Raw genomic sequence first — 14,474 nt, forward strand, 5'->3', positions numbered from 1 at the left:
TGGCAGGCCAAGCCGATCCAGCCACCTGCCGGGGTGAACCTGGCCGGTTCTTCCAGTGAGTTCGTCAGTGTCACGCCGGGCAATGTGTACATTCCCTTGGGCAATCTCAAACCGGGTCTTTATCTGGTGGAAGCGCTGATCGGCAAGTACCGCGCGACGACCATGGTGTTCGTCTCCAACACCGTGGCGGTGAGCAAGATTGCCGGTGACGAATTGCTGGTGTGGGCGGCGCGCAAGCACGAAGGGAGCTCGGTGCCGAAGGTCAATGTGTTGTGGACCGATGGCCTCGGCGTGATGAGCAGCGGCGCCACCGATACCGATGGTTTGCTGCGCCTGAACCACGTCAGCCCCGAGCGTTCGTTCGTGATCGGCGAAGACGAAGAGGGCGGGGTGTTCGTCTCCGAGAACTTCTACTACGACAGCGAAATCTACGACACCAAACTCTATGCCTTCACCGACCGGCCGTTGTATCGGCCGGGGGATTGGGTGTCGCTGAAAATCGTCGGACGGGAATTCAAGAACGCGCGGGACTCGGTGCAGCCAACCGCTGCCGACGTCAACGTGACCGTGCTCGATGCGACCGGCACGGCGCTGCAATCCCTCGATTTGAAGCTCGATTCCAGGGCCGGCACCCAGGGCCGTTTCCAGTTGCCGGACAACGCCGTGGCCGGTGGTTATGAACTGCGTTTCAACTACAGGGATCAGGCCTACAGCAGCGCCTTCCGCGTCGCCGAATACATCAAGCCGCACTTCGAGATTTCGCTCAATCTGGCCAAACAGGATTACCGTACCGGCGAACCGGTCAAGGGCAGCCTGGTGCTGCTGTACCCGGACGGAAAACCGGTGGCCAATGCGAAATTGACCTTGAGCCTGCGCGCCCAACAGCTGTCGATGGTCGACAACGAACTGCAATACCTCGGGCAATTTCCGGTGGAGCTGACCAGTACCGAACTGACCACCGACGCCAAGGGCAACGCGTCCCTCGATTTGCCGGCCGCCGACAAACCGAGTCGCTACATGCTCACGGTGTTTGCCAGCGACGGTGCGGCGTATCGGGTCAAGACCACCAAGGAAATCCTCATCGATCGCGGTGCGGCGAATTTCCGCTTGAGTGCGCCCCGACGCTTCAGCGCAGTGGGTGACAAGGTCGCCTTCAGCTATACCCGCGAAGGCGAGCAGGTCGAAGCCGTTTCGCCTGGCAGTTACGGCTGGGTACGCCTGGAGGACCAGAGCACCGGCGAAGACAAGCTCGCGGCAACCGACAAAGGTTTCACCCTGGCCTTTGACCGGCCGGGCACCTACAACCTGACGCTCAAGGATGACCACGGTCGTGTGGTCGGCGCCACCGGGCATTCGGTCACTGGCGAAGGTGTCAAGGCCGTACCCGGCACGGTGGAAATTGTCCTCGACAAACCCGAGTACCTGGCCGGCGATGAAGCGCTGGCGTTGATCACTTTTCCGGAACCGGTCAGCGATGCCTTGCTGTCGCTGGAGCGGGACAAGGTCGAAGCCACTGCGTTACTTTCCAAGGGCGGCGACTGGCTGAAGATGGAAAAACTCAGCGATACCCAATACCGCGCGCGCATCCCGGTGAAGGACGGTTTCGCACCGAACCTGACCTTCTCGGTGCTGTACACCAAGGGCGGCCAATACAGTTTCCAGAACGCCGGCATCAAGGTGATAACGCCACAGATCGACGTGGCCATCGCCACGGATAAGGAAACCTATCAGCCGGGTGAAACCGTCTCGGTGGACCTGAGTACCCGGTTCGCCGGCAAGCCGATGCCCGCGCACCTGACGGTCAGCGTGGTCGATGAAATGGTCTACGCCCTGCAACCTGAAGTCGCGCCGAGCATCGACCAGTTCTTCTATCACCCACGGCGTAACAACGTGCGCACCAGCGCCAGTCTGTCGTTCATCAGTTATGACGTCGCCTTGCCGGGCAGCCCCGGTGCACCGGGCAAGGCCAATCGCAGTGAGCGTGGCGTGAAGGTGCTGGAACGGCCGCGTCGCGAGGACATCGATACGGCTGCGTGGCAACCTGAATTGCTGACCGATGCCAACGGCAAAACCCGCTTCACCTTCAAGATGCCCGACTCCCTGACCCGCTGGCGCATCACCGCCAGGGCCATCGCCGATGACGGTCAGGTCGGGCAGAAGAAGCAATTCGTACGCTCGGAAAAACCGCTGTACCTGAAGTGGAGTGGGCCGAGCCGATTCCGTGCCGGCGACAAACCGGACCTCGGCGTGTTTGCTTTCAGCCAGGCCGAGAAACCGGTCAAGGCCGAACTGGTGACCCATTTCACCGGCAACGAACAGCGCGTGCCGGTGACCCTGAACAGTGGCATCAACTACATCCCGTTGCCGGCGTTTGAGCTGGCCAATGGCGAGTGGAGCGCCGAGCTGGTGCAGGACGGCAAAACCGCTGATGCCCTGGCGGTGCGCCTGATCGCGACCGGTGAAGGCTGGCAAGTGACGCAATCGCAGAGTCTCGAAGTGGGCGGGGGCGATACGCCGCTGACGTTGCCGGCAGACGCCAGTGATATTCGCCTGAGACTGGATGACAGTCCGCAAGCGTTGTTCCGTTCTGCCCTCGACGATCTGTTGAGCTACCCCTATGGAGGCGTCGAGCAGACGGCCAGTCGCCTGTTGCCGTTGAGCATCGCCTACCCGACGCTGGCGACGAATCCACAGATCCGCGATCGCTTGCGCCTGATCATGCAAAACAGTCGCCTGCGCCTGGTACAAATGGCCGGCCCTTCGGCGTGCTTCACCTGGTGGGGCATGGACGGCGAGCCGGATGCATTCCTCACGGCCTACGCCTATTACGCCGACTGGCACGCCAGCCAGGTGCTGGAACTGAGCCTGCCGCCGGAGCATTGGCAGCGGGTGCTGGAGGTCTACGCCAAACAGGCGAACAACACACCACTGTTGCAGCGGGCGCTGATCCTGTCGTTCGCCAAACAGATGCAATTACCGGTGAACACCTTGCTCAGCGGTTTGCTGGACGATCTGGCGAAGGCCGGCGAGGGCACTGCCGCCAACCTGCTGGAGGATGGCGAAGACAGCCTCGTCATGAGCGATCCGGATTCGGCGTTGGGCCTGGCCGCAGCACGCGTCTTGACCGCCTCGTTGGCCAAGCAGTCGAAGGTCAATCTGCCGGACGCTTTCAAGCGGCAACTGGCCGACGCACAACAGCGTCTGGCAGTCAGTTCCCAGCCGTTTGCCGAAGCGCTGAACCTGTCGCTGCAACCCTTCGATCAGGCCCGCGTTCAGGCATTGCTGCAACGTTTGCTGCCACAGCAATCCACACTGGAGCGTGCGTTGGAGTTGACCTGGCTGCAACACAGCATCGAGCAGGCCGCACCGGCTGTTGCTGTGAAACCGGGCGAGGGCTGGAAGCCGGAACAGGGTGCTACCGGCGAAACCTATTGGGTGTGGCAAGGCACGCAGTTGCCGAGCCTGTTGTCGCTGACCGGCGCGCAAGAGCGTCCGCTGCGTGCTGCATTGAGCTACCGGAGCCAGCAGCCGGCGGTCGATCCGATGGCCGTGACCATCACCCGTCGCCTGTCGCGACTGGTACCGGGGGATGAAGCCTTCACCTTCAAACTCGAAGCGGTCGGCAGCGCGCCGCTGTCCAGCGATAACCTTTATCTCGACGAAGTGATCGTCACCAGCAAAGCTGCCAGACCGCTGCGCTATGGCCTGCTGGAAGTGCCATTGCCACCGGGCGCGGATGTCGAGCGCACGACCTGGGGCATCAAGCTCATGGGCAAGGCTGGCACCGAGCCAACGGCGCTGGAGAAGGCGCGATTCGAACCGGGGCAAATGGCTTACGCCGTTCCGGTCGACGCCTTGAGTGGCGAATTGCGTCTGCGGCATCTGGTGCGATTCTCGCAGAAGGGGCAGTTCAACTTGCCACCGGTGCGATACACCCAGGTGTATGCGCCGCAGCATCAGGCGCTGGAACAAAAGCCAGCCCTTGGTCAGGTCACGGTTCACTGACGTGCACAGGCTTCTGATGGCTTGTCTGCTGTGTTTGATCCCTGCGCTGGCGACAGCGCAGGACGAACCGTTGCGCCTGGCTTTCAAGGGTGATTTGTTGTCGTTGAGTCGAGCTCAGGTGATTAGCCGCGAGCCGCTGCCGCAGACGTTGCAGACGCCGCTGGGCAGCGTGTGGAAGTTGTTCGTCTACGCCTGGCTGGTCGATAGCGGTGCACATGACTCGCCTTATGAATGTCACGGCCAGTCGAAGGAAGAGGTTTATTGCTGCACGGCGGGCGGCAGTATCGAGCGCGATCAGGCGTTGGTGAAGTCATGTGGCTTGTATTTCGAGCCCGCGCGGTTGGGCATCCGCGATGCCGACTGGCGAGCCTATTGGCAGACGCGGCAGGCGCCGCCATGGTTGTTGGATTTGCCTTCGTTGCAACCGGCGACTCGGGTTTCTGTGGTGGAGCTGTTGAAGGTGCTGTCGGTACTGCCGGCACAGGAACAAGCCCGGCGTGTGCTGCTCGATGTGGCGCTCAATGCCGCTGATGGTCATGTCGTCGGCGAACTCGGAAGCCGCCTGCGAGTGAAGACCTGGAGCTGGCTGGCGGATCAGGATGCTACATCGCGTCAGGGCGGGTTTGCCGGTTGGACGGCGGATGGCACACCGGTCTGGGCCGGCGGGCGCGGTACCAGTCAGCGGGTACTGCGTGATTACGCGCAGGCGTTGTCTACGGTAGTGCCTGTTTCATGGCCTGCGGATGCAGGGAAATGCGTAGAGGTCGAGCTGTTCTCCCGCTACCCACTTCGGCGCGTGCTGTCGGAAGGCACCGCGGTGACTTCCGGAGCGTTGCAGGGTGACTACCGCGTTGAATTCGCCAACGGTAATGCGCTGGATATCCACAGCGATGGCGAACTGTTTCTGCTGAATGACAAGCTCGTGGCTCGTCTGGATCGCGAAGAGTACGTTGCCCGTGTTCTCCAGCGCGAAGCCAGTGCCCAACCGGTCGAAGCCGCCAAAGCCCTGGCCGTGGCCATCCGCACGTACCTGCTGCAAAACGCCACGCGCCGTAGTGACTGCCTGAGCATCGACGACAGCAGCAGCCGCCAACGGGTCGCACCGCGTCCGGCGTCGCCGGAGTCTCGCGACATCGCCGCGTGGACCAGCGACCTGGTCCTGGCCGGCAGTACCGTCACGTACCATTCCGATCAACCCGGCCCGGACAAACTGTCCTGGCAGCAAGCCGTCGAACAGGCCCGCGCCGGTCAGCGCTATGACGCCATCCTGCTGCACGCCTACCCACGCGCCAGTCTCAGTCGTTGGGACAACCCGGTCGCGTCCTGCGAAGCATTGCCCGCCGCACAGGAATGGTTGCAGAAACAACGGCGCGGCTGGCGCCCAATGCTTGAAAGCGAAACGGGCTACAACGAAGTCAGTACCTTCGCCGTATGCCGCCTTGCCTTCGGTCGCCCCTATGTCGACCGCGAACGTCAGCGAATCTATGTGCGTGGCGTGCAGTCACTGCAAGACCGCCTCGACCTGACCCACGAATACCTGCACCTGGCCTTCGAAGCACACCCCAACGGCCAGGACGAAACCTACATCGAAGGGCTCGCCCACCACCTCTTGCTGGAATAGGCCATGAAACTCCGTTATCCACAGGTCTTGCTGTTGCTCTGTTCGCTGCTGGCGTTGTCATCGGTGATGGCGGCTGACAGCGTCAAGCTCGACACCCCCACAGGTGGCTGGCGCACCGGCGCGCCCGAGGGCGAAGGGGAAAGCTTCCGGCAAACCGTCAACTACCCGGCCTCGTCGGTGAATACCCCGGCAGGCCAGGCCAATACCGCTCGCATCAGCGGGCAGATCAAGGCCACAGCCAAATCGACAGAGCCCGGCCGACTGATCGTCAACGGCGTGAGCATGCCACTGAAAATCGATCCGGCCGGCCGTTTCGACCGCCCGTTTTCATTCCCCAACGGCAGCAACAGCGTCGAGGTTCGCAGCCCTGATGGCCAACAACGTCACCGCACGCAATTGCTCAACAGCAGCGGCGGCGCGACCCCGGCCAAGTTGCGCGTATTGCTGTCCTGGGACAGCGACAACACCGACCTCGACCTGCACCTCATCACCCGCGACGGCGCGCACATCTGGTACGGCGACCGCGTCGTCCCCAACGGCGCAGCGCTCGACGTCGACGTCACCACCGGCTACGGCCCGGAAATCTTCGCCATGCCCGCGCCGATCAAGGGGCAGTACCTGGTGTATGTGAACTACTTTGGCGGCGGGTACAGCAATGATGAGGAGGGGCAGGAAGATGCGGTGCAATCGCTGACCACGGCGCAGGTAACAGTGATTACCGAGGAGGGGATGCCGAGCGAGAAGATGGAGACGTTCCTGGTGCCGATGCGGGCGGTGGGGGAGTTGACGTTGGTGAAGGGGTTTAGTTATCCGTGAGGGGCAAGTGACAGCAGTGCTGCGACAAATTCAAGTGCTGAGCAGTTCACTTTCTTAGAGGCATTAAAAAGCCGGCTTGTGGCCGGCTTCTCGGGGACTGGCTTGGATCATTTTTGGTAAACCGCGCCAGCCTTCAAAACGTACACCCGGATCTTGCGTCCGGCTGTGGGACCTGGTGAGAAAGTCATCTGCCAGGTCAGTGCATCTGAGCCGCAAGGCGGGTCGATGCGCAAATGTGGGGCGCAGCATACGCAGGTTTGCGGGAAATTCCCAGCGGGAAGTGCGAGGCAGAGCCGCCCGGCCACTCGGCTGGGGTGGCAATGGGTGTTCTGGAGCGCTTAAAGAAACGGCACCGCCGGCCGCCGTTTGTTCAGGGTCGACCACCAGAACACCCAACCCAGCACCCTGATGTTCTGCTCTTCGATTTGTGCGGGCCTGAAGATTTCATCCGGGTACTCGGCGCGGTTGTGGCTGCGCAGTCGCAGTGAGTTGCCCGGTAATCGGTGCAGGTACTTGATGCGTAGCATGCCGTCATGTTCGATGGCGTAGATCTCGCCATCGACAATCTGGGTCAGGCCACGGTCAATCGCCAGGGTCGAGCCGTCTTCAATTTTCTCGCCCATGCTATTGCCGCTCATGAAGGCGCAGATGGCGTCTGCGTGATTGATCTCCAGGGAGTCAAGGTGGCTGCGGGGCAGGCGGATCGATTGCTTGGGGTCTTCAATGACGTGGGTTTTGTTGGAGCCCTGGGCAGTAAAAGCTTCTTTGTAGAAAGGCAGTTCGACGTCGACAGGCTCGATGACCGTGTAGACACCGCGGATGGTCTGGGCATCAAAGGTGTTGCCGGATTCGTCGAGCAGGCGCAGGTGTTGGGCGTCTTTCAAACCTTCGCCGGTTTTCAGCCAGTCGCTGCTGACGGAGAGTTTTCTGGCGACTTCTTCCATGCAATGGGCGGGCACGCCACGGGTGTACCAGTTATGTACATTTTGCGGAGCCGTATCCAGAAAATCGGCAAATCCGGTGGTCGTGATGTTCGCTGCTTCGAGGAGCGCTTTAAAGCGTGGGCCGCTAGTGTTCTTTTTCATAAACACGAGTCTACTGGCGGCTGGTAAGGGTTTGAATAAACGCCTCGTTCAAATTTCGCGGGAAATTTACGACCGGATGTAAGGCGCTCTTGGGGAATTTTAAACAAGAAAAAACCAGAAACGGGCTCAGTTAAACGGTCCGTTTGGCGTGCTTTTCAAGCGCCCACAAAAAACCCCGGATCACCCGGGGTTTTTCTTGAAGCCTGGAGCTTGAAGCTCGCGGCTGCTCTTAGCCTTTATAGGCAGCAACCGACTTGGTGATCGCAGCGCGGGCGGCGTCTGCACCGTCCCAACCTTCGATTTTCACCCATTTGCCTTTTTCGAGATCTTTGTAGTTCGCGAAGAAGTGCTCGATCTGCTGGATCAGCAGCGCTGGCAGGTCGGTGTATTCCTTCACGTCCACGTACAGCTGGGACAGCTTGTCGTGTGGGACTGCGATCACTTTGGCATCGCCGCCGCCGTCGTCGGTCATGTTCAGGATGCCGACCGGACGAGCGCGGATCACCGAACCTGGAGCAACCGGGTAAGGGGTTACAACCAGCACGTCGAGGGGATCACCGTCGTCAGCCAGGGTGTTCGGGATGTAACCGTAGTTGGCCGGGTAGAACATTGGGGTGGCCATGAAACGGTCAACGAACAGGCAATCGCTGTCTTTGTCGATTTCGTATTTGATCGGCGCGTGGTTGGCCGGAATCTCGATCGCGACGTAGATGTCGTTCGGCAGGTCTTTGCCAGCCGGAATCTTGCTGTAGCTCATTGGGCGTTGCCCCCGTTAGTTGACCAGAAATACTTGGCCGGATTGACCAAAAAGTGGCGGCGATTATAGGCATATTCCTGTGTCGACGCCATGTACCAGAAGTCGTATGGCGCTTACTGGTCTGCCTGATAGACAGGGTCGTGCGCCTTTAGTTGCTTCAACCTCGCCAGTGGGTCCTGGCGATAGAACAGCTTCAACTGCTGGTACACCTGTGGATAAGCCTCGTGCAGCAAATCCGGGGCGCTGAAGAAGTATTCGCTGGTGACGGCGAAGAACTCGGCAGGGTTTTCGGCGGCATACGGGTCGATGGCCGTTTCGGCATCGGGATTGCGTTCCAGTTGCCGGTCGAGGTCGTCGTAGGCCTTTTGCATGACGTTGGCCCAGTCGCTGACCCGCATGTCGGGGTGCAACGGCGGCAGGCCGTTGGCGACACCGTTGAGCATGTCGAGTTTGTGCGCCAGTTCGTGGATCACCAGGTTGTAGCCTTCCCAGCCACCACTGGCCATCACGCCCGGCCAGGCGAGGATGATCGGGCCTTGCTGCCAGGCTTCACCACTGTGCTCGCCGTCCCATTCGTGCTCGACGCCGCTGGCATCGCGATGGCGCTGCGGGCTGAGAAAGTCGTCGGGGTAGAGAATGATTTCGTGGAAGCCCTGATACCAGTTCAGGTCGCCGAGATGCAGCAGTGGCAGTTGCGCCTGGGCAGCGAGCAGCAAGCGCCGCTCCTGATGCAGTTCGACGCCGGGCAGGGCGGTGAGGTGCTTGTCTTCGAGGAACAGCACGCAGGCTTCGCGCAGCCATTGGTCTTCGGCGACGCTGATGCCATCGAGAAAACTCAGGTGCTGGCGCACCCGTTGCCACATGTCATCGGCAATCGGGTGCTTTGCCAGAGTGCGCCGGCGACGCCAGGCGCTCAGAGACCACATTGTGTCAGCGCGATTCGGCTTTGGAGCTCGAACTCGCAAGGCGGTTACGCACCATGCCAATGATCATCGGCACCAGCGAGAGCAGGATGATGCCAACGACCAGCAACGACAGGTTCTTCTTGATGAACGGCACATTGCCGAAGAAGTAACCAAGTGTCACCAGCCCGCCGACCCACAAGACAGTGCCAAAGACGCTGAAGGCGAAGAAACGCGGATAAGGCATTTTCCCCACACCGGCGACGAATGGTGCAAAGGTGCGGATGATGGGCAGGAAGCGCGCCAGGGTCACGGTCTTGCCGCCATGCTTGTCATAGAAATCGTGGGTTTGTTGCAGGTAGTCGCGGCGGAAGATCTTCGAATTCGGATTGCTGAACAGTTTTTCACCCGCCGTTCGTCCGATGATGTAGTTGGTGCTGTCGCCCAGAATCGCCGCCAGCATCAACAGGCCGCCAAGCAGTACCGGGTCCATGCCGCCACCAGCCGCCACAGCACCGGCGATGAACAGCAGGGAGTCGCCCGGCAGGAAGGGCATGACCACCAGGCCGGTTTCACAGAAGATCACCATAAACAGGATGGCGTAGATCCATGCCCCGTAGTTGGTTACAAGCATGTCGAGGTAGACGTCGAGATGCAGGACGATGTCGATCGGGTTGAAATCCATGGAAAGCACCTGTGGTAACGGCCCGACTCGGCAGGCCTGTGCGGATGACTTCGCGTAAGACTACGGATAAGGGTAGTTTTTCTTACAAGCCGGGAAGATCGGGATTATACGAGGCGAGAGGTGAAAATCGCGTCGAGATTGTAGCGGGGAATGTCATGGCAGGGCTGATGTTTGATAACGAACAAGTGGGAGCGAACCTGCTCGCGATGCCGTCGCCTCGTTGGGCCAGTGTAATCCGGTCGATGCCATCGCGAGCAGGGAGCAGGTGATTCAGAGTTCGTCGCTGATCGGCAGCACATAGTTCTTGAATTCGGTATCTTCCTTGAATCCGATGGATTCGTAGGTTTTCTGCGCGACTTCGTTGTTGCTGCTGGTGGAAACACGCATGCGCACGGCATTGGTTTCCTTGGCCATTTTTTTGGCGGTGCGGATCAGGTTGTCGGCCACCAACTGGCGGCGGGCGTCCTCGGCGACATAAATATCGTTGAGGATCCACACACGTTTGAGCGAAAGCGAGGAGAAACTCGGGTACAGCTGGCAGAAACCCATCAGTTTGTTGCTGTCGTCATCGGACAGCGCCAGGTAGATCACCGACTCCTTGCGACGCAGGCGTTTTTCGAGGAACGCCCGGGACGAGTCCGGATACGGCAGGGAACCATAAAACTCGCGATATTTGACGAACAACGGGGTCAGCAGGTCCAGGTGTTCGAGGGTCGCTTGAATAATCCGCATGGTAGGTCTCGTCTTCAAGTGGCTGTCTTACGTCTATGACGGCGATGGGAAACCCTTGGCGGCCGCGCCACGATCCTGCCTGAAACTGGTACGAATGTGCAATGCGCAAGCGGTTCAGGCATTCGGCGGGCCGAGTAGGAAATTTCCTTTCATGTCGGCTCCCGCGTCCGACTCCAGTGTCTGAACCTGTGCTTCATCCTTCAGATTGACCCCTGACAACTGCCGCCGGCAGGCTTCGCGCATCAAGTACAGCAAACGGTGTGCCGCCATGCCGTAACTCAGGCCTTCGAGCCGCACGTTGGAGATGCAATTACGGTAGGCATCGGTAAGGCCGACCTTGGGATTGTAGGTGAAATATAAACCCAGGCTGTCCGGGGAACTCAGGCCAGGGCGTTCGCCGATGAGGATGACGGTCATTTTTGCGCCAAGTAATTCGCCGACTTCATCGGCGACCGCAACGCGTCCCTGTTCCACCAGTATCACCGGCGCGACAGTCCAGCCTTCAGCTGCGATCTGTTCGTCGAGGCGTGCCAGAAAGGGCAGGGTATGGCGATGGACGGCCAGTGCCGACAGGCCGTCGGCAATCACAATCACCAAATCGACCCCGCCAGGATGCGCCGAAGCGTATTCCCGCAGGGTCTTTGCCGACGCGTTACTCAGTTTTCGTCCCAGGTCCGGACGTTGCAGGTAACTGTTGCGGTCGATCGCTGCACTGTGCAGTAAAAGGCTTTCGTGCCCGCGTTCGGCCAGTTGTGTGCTGAGTGCCGCGTGATCGAACGGCAAGTGCACCGCATCCCGCGCCTGGGCGTGAGCGTATTGGAAGTCCAGTTGGGCGCGGGTGGGAATGCTGGTGCCGGTGCGGCCCAGGGCAATTCGCGCTGGTGTCAGGCGCCGCAGTTCCAGCCATGGGTTGTGGGGGTCGAAGGGAAGTTTTTCCATGTCATTACTCATCCCAGTTGCGCCAGGGCCTGGCGGAAGGCTGGCGGCAGGCTGCTGCCAAACAGAACCCGGCCGTCCGCCTGGGTGAAGATGCCCATTTTCGCCAGCCATTGCTCGAACTCCGGCGCAGGCTTGAGCCCCAGGGTCTGCCGGGCATAGAGCGCGTCGTGAAACGAGGTGGTCTGGTAGTTGAGCATGATGTCGTCGGAGCCGGGGATCCCCATGATGAAGTTGATCCCGGCGACGCCCAGCAGGGTCAGCAGGGTGTCCATATCGTCCTGGTCAGCTTCGGCATGGTTGGTGTAGCAGATGTCGCAACCCATGGGCACACCGAGCAATTTGCCGCAGAAGTGGTCTTCCAGGCCGGCGCGGATGATCTGTTTGCCGTTGTACAGGTATTCCGGGCCGATGAAGCCGACGACGGTGTTCACCAGAAACGGATTGAAATGACGTGCGACGGCGTAGGCGCGGGTTTCGCAGGTTTGTTGATCGACGCCATGGTGGGCATTGGCTGACAGGGCGCTGCCCTGGCCGGTTTCGAAGTACATCAGGTTCTGGCCCAGGGTGCCTCGATTCAGGCTCAAGCCGGCGTCATAGCCCTCCTTCAATACACTCAGGTTAATGCCGAAACTGGCGTTGGCCGCTTCGGTGCCGGCGATCGACTGGAACACCAGGTCCAACGGGACGCCGCGATTGACCGCTTCGATCGACGTGGTGACATGGGTCAGTACGCAAGCCTGGGTCGGAATCTCGTAGCGCTGAATGATCGCGTCGAGCATCTCCAGCATCGCGCAAATCGAGGCGATGCTGTCGGTGGCTGGGTTGATGCCGATCATCGCGTCGCCATTGCCGTGCAGCAGACCATCGAGAATGCTTGCGGCGATGCCGGCCGGTTCGTCGGTGGGGTGGTTCGGTTGCAAGCGCGTGGACAGTCGACCGCGCAGGCCCAGGGTGCCGCGAAACTGCGTGACCACGCGGATTTTTTGCGCAACCAGCACCAGATCCTGCACGCGCATGATCTTCGATACCGCGGCAACCATTTCCGGAGTCAGGCCGGGGGCGAGGGCGCGCAGGACCTGTTCGTCGGCGGCATCACTGAGCAGCCAGTCGCGAAAGCCGCCGACGGTGAGGTGACTGATCACGGCGAAGGCCTGTTTGTCGTGGGTGTCGATGATCAGACGGGTGACTTCATCGGATTCGTAGGGGATCAGTGCTTCCTGCAGGAAGTGGCTTAGCGGGGTGTCGGCCAACGTCATCTGTGCCGCGACACGCTCGCCGTCATTAAGGGCTGCGACGCCGGCCAGAAAATCTCCGGAGCGTGCCGGGCTGGCCTTGGCCATCACTTCCTTGAGGCTGTCGAAGCGGTAAGTCTGGGCGCCGACGGAATGGGCGAATGCGGCCATGGGGCGGAGTCCTCCAGTAATTATTGCAATTTGCTTTTCCTGTGGGAGCTGCATGCACTTCAATATGGCCGTCACCGGGCAGTGAGCCCGGTGACGGTGCATTCAGACACCTTCGAGCATAGCGTCCGCCGGTGCCTCGGAGCGTTGCTTGGCGGTCAGCTGGAAGTACAGGTAGCCGGCAGCCATGAAGCCGAGGAAAATCAGGCCGATCAAGGTGTTGAACCACGCCATCGCCACCAGGCACACCACCGCCAGAAACAGCGCGATCCCCGGCACGATCGGATAACCCGGGGCGCGGAAGGTGCGTTCCAGGTTCGGTTCGGTTTTACGCAACTTGAACAGGCTCAGCATACTGATGATGTACATCACGATGGCGCCGAATACCGACATGGTGATCATCGCCGCCGTCAGGGTCATGCCTTGCAGATTGACCAGGCCATCGCTGTAGATCGCCGCAATGCCGATCACGCCGCCGGCCAGGATCGCCCGGTGCGGTGTCTGGAAGCGCGAAAGTTTGGCCAGCCCGGCAGGCAGATAACCGGCACGGGCCAAGGCGAAAAACTGCCGCGAGTAGCCGAGGATGATCCCGTGGAAACTCGCCACCAGGCCGAACAGGCCGATCCACACCAGCATGTGCATCCAGCTCGAATTGTTGCCGACCACCGCTTTCATTGCCTGAGGCAGCGGATCGTTGATGTTCGACAGCTGGCGCCAGTCGCCGACACCGCCCGCCATCACCATTACGCCGATGGCCAGGAACACCAGCGTCAGAATGCCGCTGACGTAGGCCTTGGGGATTGTGCGTTTCGGGTCCTTGGCTTCCTCGGCGGCCATGGCTGCACCTTCGATAGCGAGAAAGAACCAGATCGCGAAGGGAATGGCGGCGAAAATGCCAGGAATCGAGCCCATCGTGAACTCGTTGGCACCAGACCAGCCGTTGAGCACAAAGTTGCTGAAACTGAAACCCGGCGCGACCACGCCCATGAACACCAGCAGTTCAGCGACGGCCAGCACGGTGACCACCAGTTCGAAGGTGGCCGCGATGCTGACGCCGAGAATGTTCAGGCCCATGAACACGAAATAGGCGCCAACGGCGGCGACCTTCGGGTCCAGTTCCGGGTATTGCACGTTGAGGTAGGCGCCGATGGCCATGGCGATGGCCGGTGGTGCAAAGACGAATTCGATCAGGGTGGCGATGCCGGCGATCAACCCGCCTTTCTCGCCAAAGGCCCGGCGACTGTAGGCAAATGGTCCGCCAGCGTGGGGAATCGCCGTCGTCAGCTCGGTGAAGCTGAAGATAAAGCAGGTGTACATCGTCGCCACCATCAACGCGGTGACGAGAAAGCCCAGTGTGCCTGCGGTGCCCCAGCCGTAACTCCAGCCGAAGTACTCGCCGGAAATCACCAGGCCGACGGCAATGCCCCATAAATGCAGGGTGCCGAGTGTGGGTTTGAGCTGTGTGGAAGAAGTAGTCATAAGTCCTCTCTATTTTTTATTGTTCGATCTTGCGGACTTTCGGGTGCGACGGG

Annotated in this window: 11 protein-coding genes; 3 read left to right on the plus strand and 8 right to left on the minus strand. The window is 60.5% G+C overall.

Features of this window, described 5'->3' with window-relative positions; all coding sequences use genetic code 11:
* The 3 genes from PMI31_RS26975 to PMI31_RS26985 form a co-directional block, all read left to right on the plus strand.
* Window positions 1-4,005, plus strand: a 4,005-nt coding sequence (locus tag PMI31_RS26975; protein ID WP_008022867.1) for an alpha-2-macroglobulin family protein, incomplete at its 5' end; no start/stop codon positions are given.
* Between the two features lie 16 nt (window positions 4,006-4,021).
* Window positions 4,022-5,626, plus strand: a complete 1,605-nt coding sequence (locus PMI31_RS26980) for a DUF2300 domain-containing protein (protein ID WP_008022868.1) — start codon at window positions 4,022-4,024, stop codon at window positions 5,624-5,626.
* 3 nt (window positions 5,627-5,629) lie between these two features.
* A complete protein-coding gene (locus tag PMI31_RS26985) occupies window positions 5,630-6,442 on the plus strand; it encodes a YfaP family protein (protein ID WP_008022869.1) in 813 nt (270 codons plus the stop codon).
* A gap of 338 nt (window positions 6,443-6,780) precedes the next feature.
* Here PMI31_RS26985 and PMI31_RS26990 read toward each other — a convergent pair whose 3' ends face one another.
* The 8 genes from PMI31_RS26990 to eat all read right to left on the minus strand — a co-directional run bounded on the left by PMI31_RS26990 (window position 6,781) and on the right by eat (window position 14,421).
* Window positions 6,781-7,527 (minus strand): LexA family transcriptional regulator, encoded by a 747-nt coding sequence (locus tag PMI31_RS26990; RefSeq protein ID WP_008022870.1) that lies wholly within the window; start codon window positions 7,525-7,527, stop codon window positions 6,781-6,783.
* A 229-nt stretch (window positions 7,528-7,756) separates the two neighbouring features.
* A complete protein-coding gene (gene ppa / locus PMI31_RS26995; protein WP_007933577.1) occupies window positions 7,757-8,284 on the minus strand; it encodes an inorganic diphosphatase in 528 nt (175 codons plus the stop codon).
* A 113-nt stretch (window positions 8,285-8,397) separates the two neighbouring features.
* Window positions 8,398-9,210, minus strand: coding sequence for a zinc-dependent peptidase (locus PMI31_RS27000; protein ID WP_008022871.1), 813 nt, complete (start codon window positions 9,208-9,210; stop codon window positions 8,398-8,400).
* A gap of 4 nt (window positions 9,211-9,214) precedes the next feature.
* Window positions 9,215-9,871, minus strand: coding sequence for a DedA family protein (locus PMI31_RS27005; protein ID WP_008022884.1), 657 nt, complete (start codon window positions 9,869-9,871; stop codon window positions 9,215-9,217).
* Between the two features lie 270 nt (window positions 9,872-10,141).
* Window positions 10,142-10,603, minus strand: a complete 462-nt coding sequence (locus PMI31_RS27010) for a GNAT family N-acetyltransferase (protein WP_007990572.1) — start codon at window positions 10,601-10,603, stop codon at window positions 10,142-10,144.
* A gap of 114 nt (window positions 10,604-10,717) precedes the next feature.
* Window positions 10,718-11,542, minus strand: coding sequence for an ethanolamine ammonia-lyase subunit EutC (gene eutC, locus PMI31_RS27015; RefSeq protein ID WP_008022885.1), 825 nt, complete (start codon window positions 11,540-11,542; stop codon window positions 10,718-10,720).
* Between the two features lie 8 nt (window positions 11,543-11,550).
* Complete coding sequence (locus PMI31_RS27020) at window positions 11,551-12,945, minus strand: ethanolamine ammonia-lyase subunit EutB (protein WP_008022886.1); 1,395 nt, start codon at window positions 12,943-12,945, stop codon at window positions 11,551-11,553.
* A 102-nt stretch (window positions 12,946-13,047) separates the two neighbouring features.
* On the minus strand, window positions 13,048-14,421 hold the full coding sequence (eat, locus tag PMI31_RS27025; protein WP_008022887.1) for an ethanolamine permease: 1,374 nt from the start codon (window positions 14,419-14,421) through the stop codon (window positions 13,048-13,050).
* Window positions 14,422-14,474: the final 53 nt, after the last annotated feature.

The organism is Pseudomonas sp. GM55, assembly GCF_000282395.1.
In the GTDB taxonomy this organism is placed as follows: domain Bacteria; phylum Pseudomonadota; class Gammaproteobacteria; order Pseudomonadales; family Pseudomonadaceae; genus Aquipseudomonas; species Aquipseudomonas fluorescens_CC.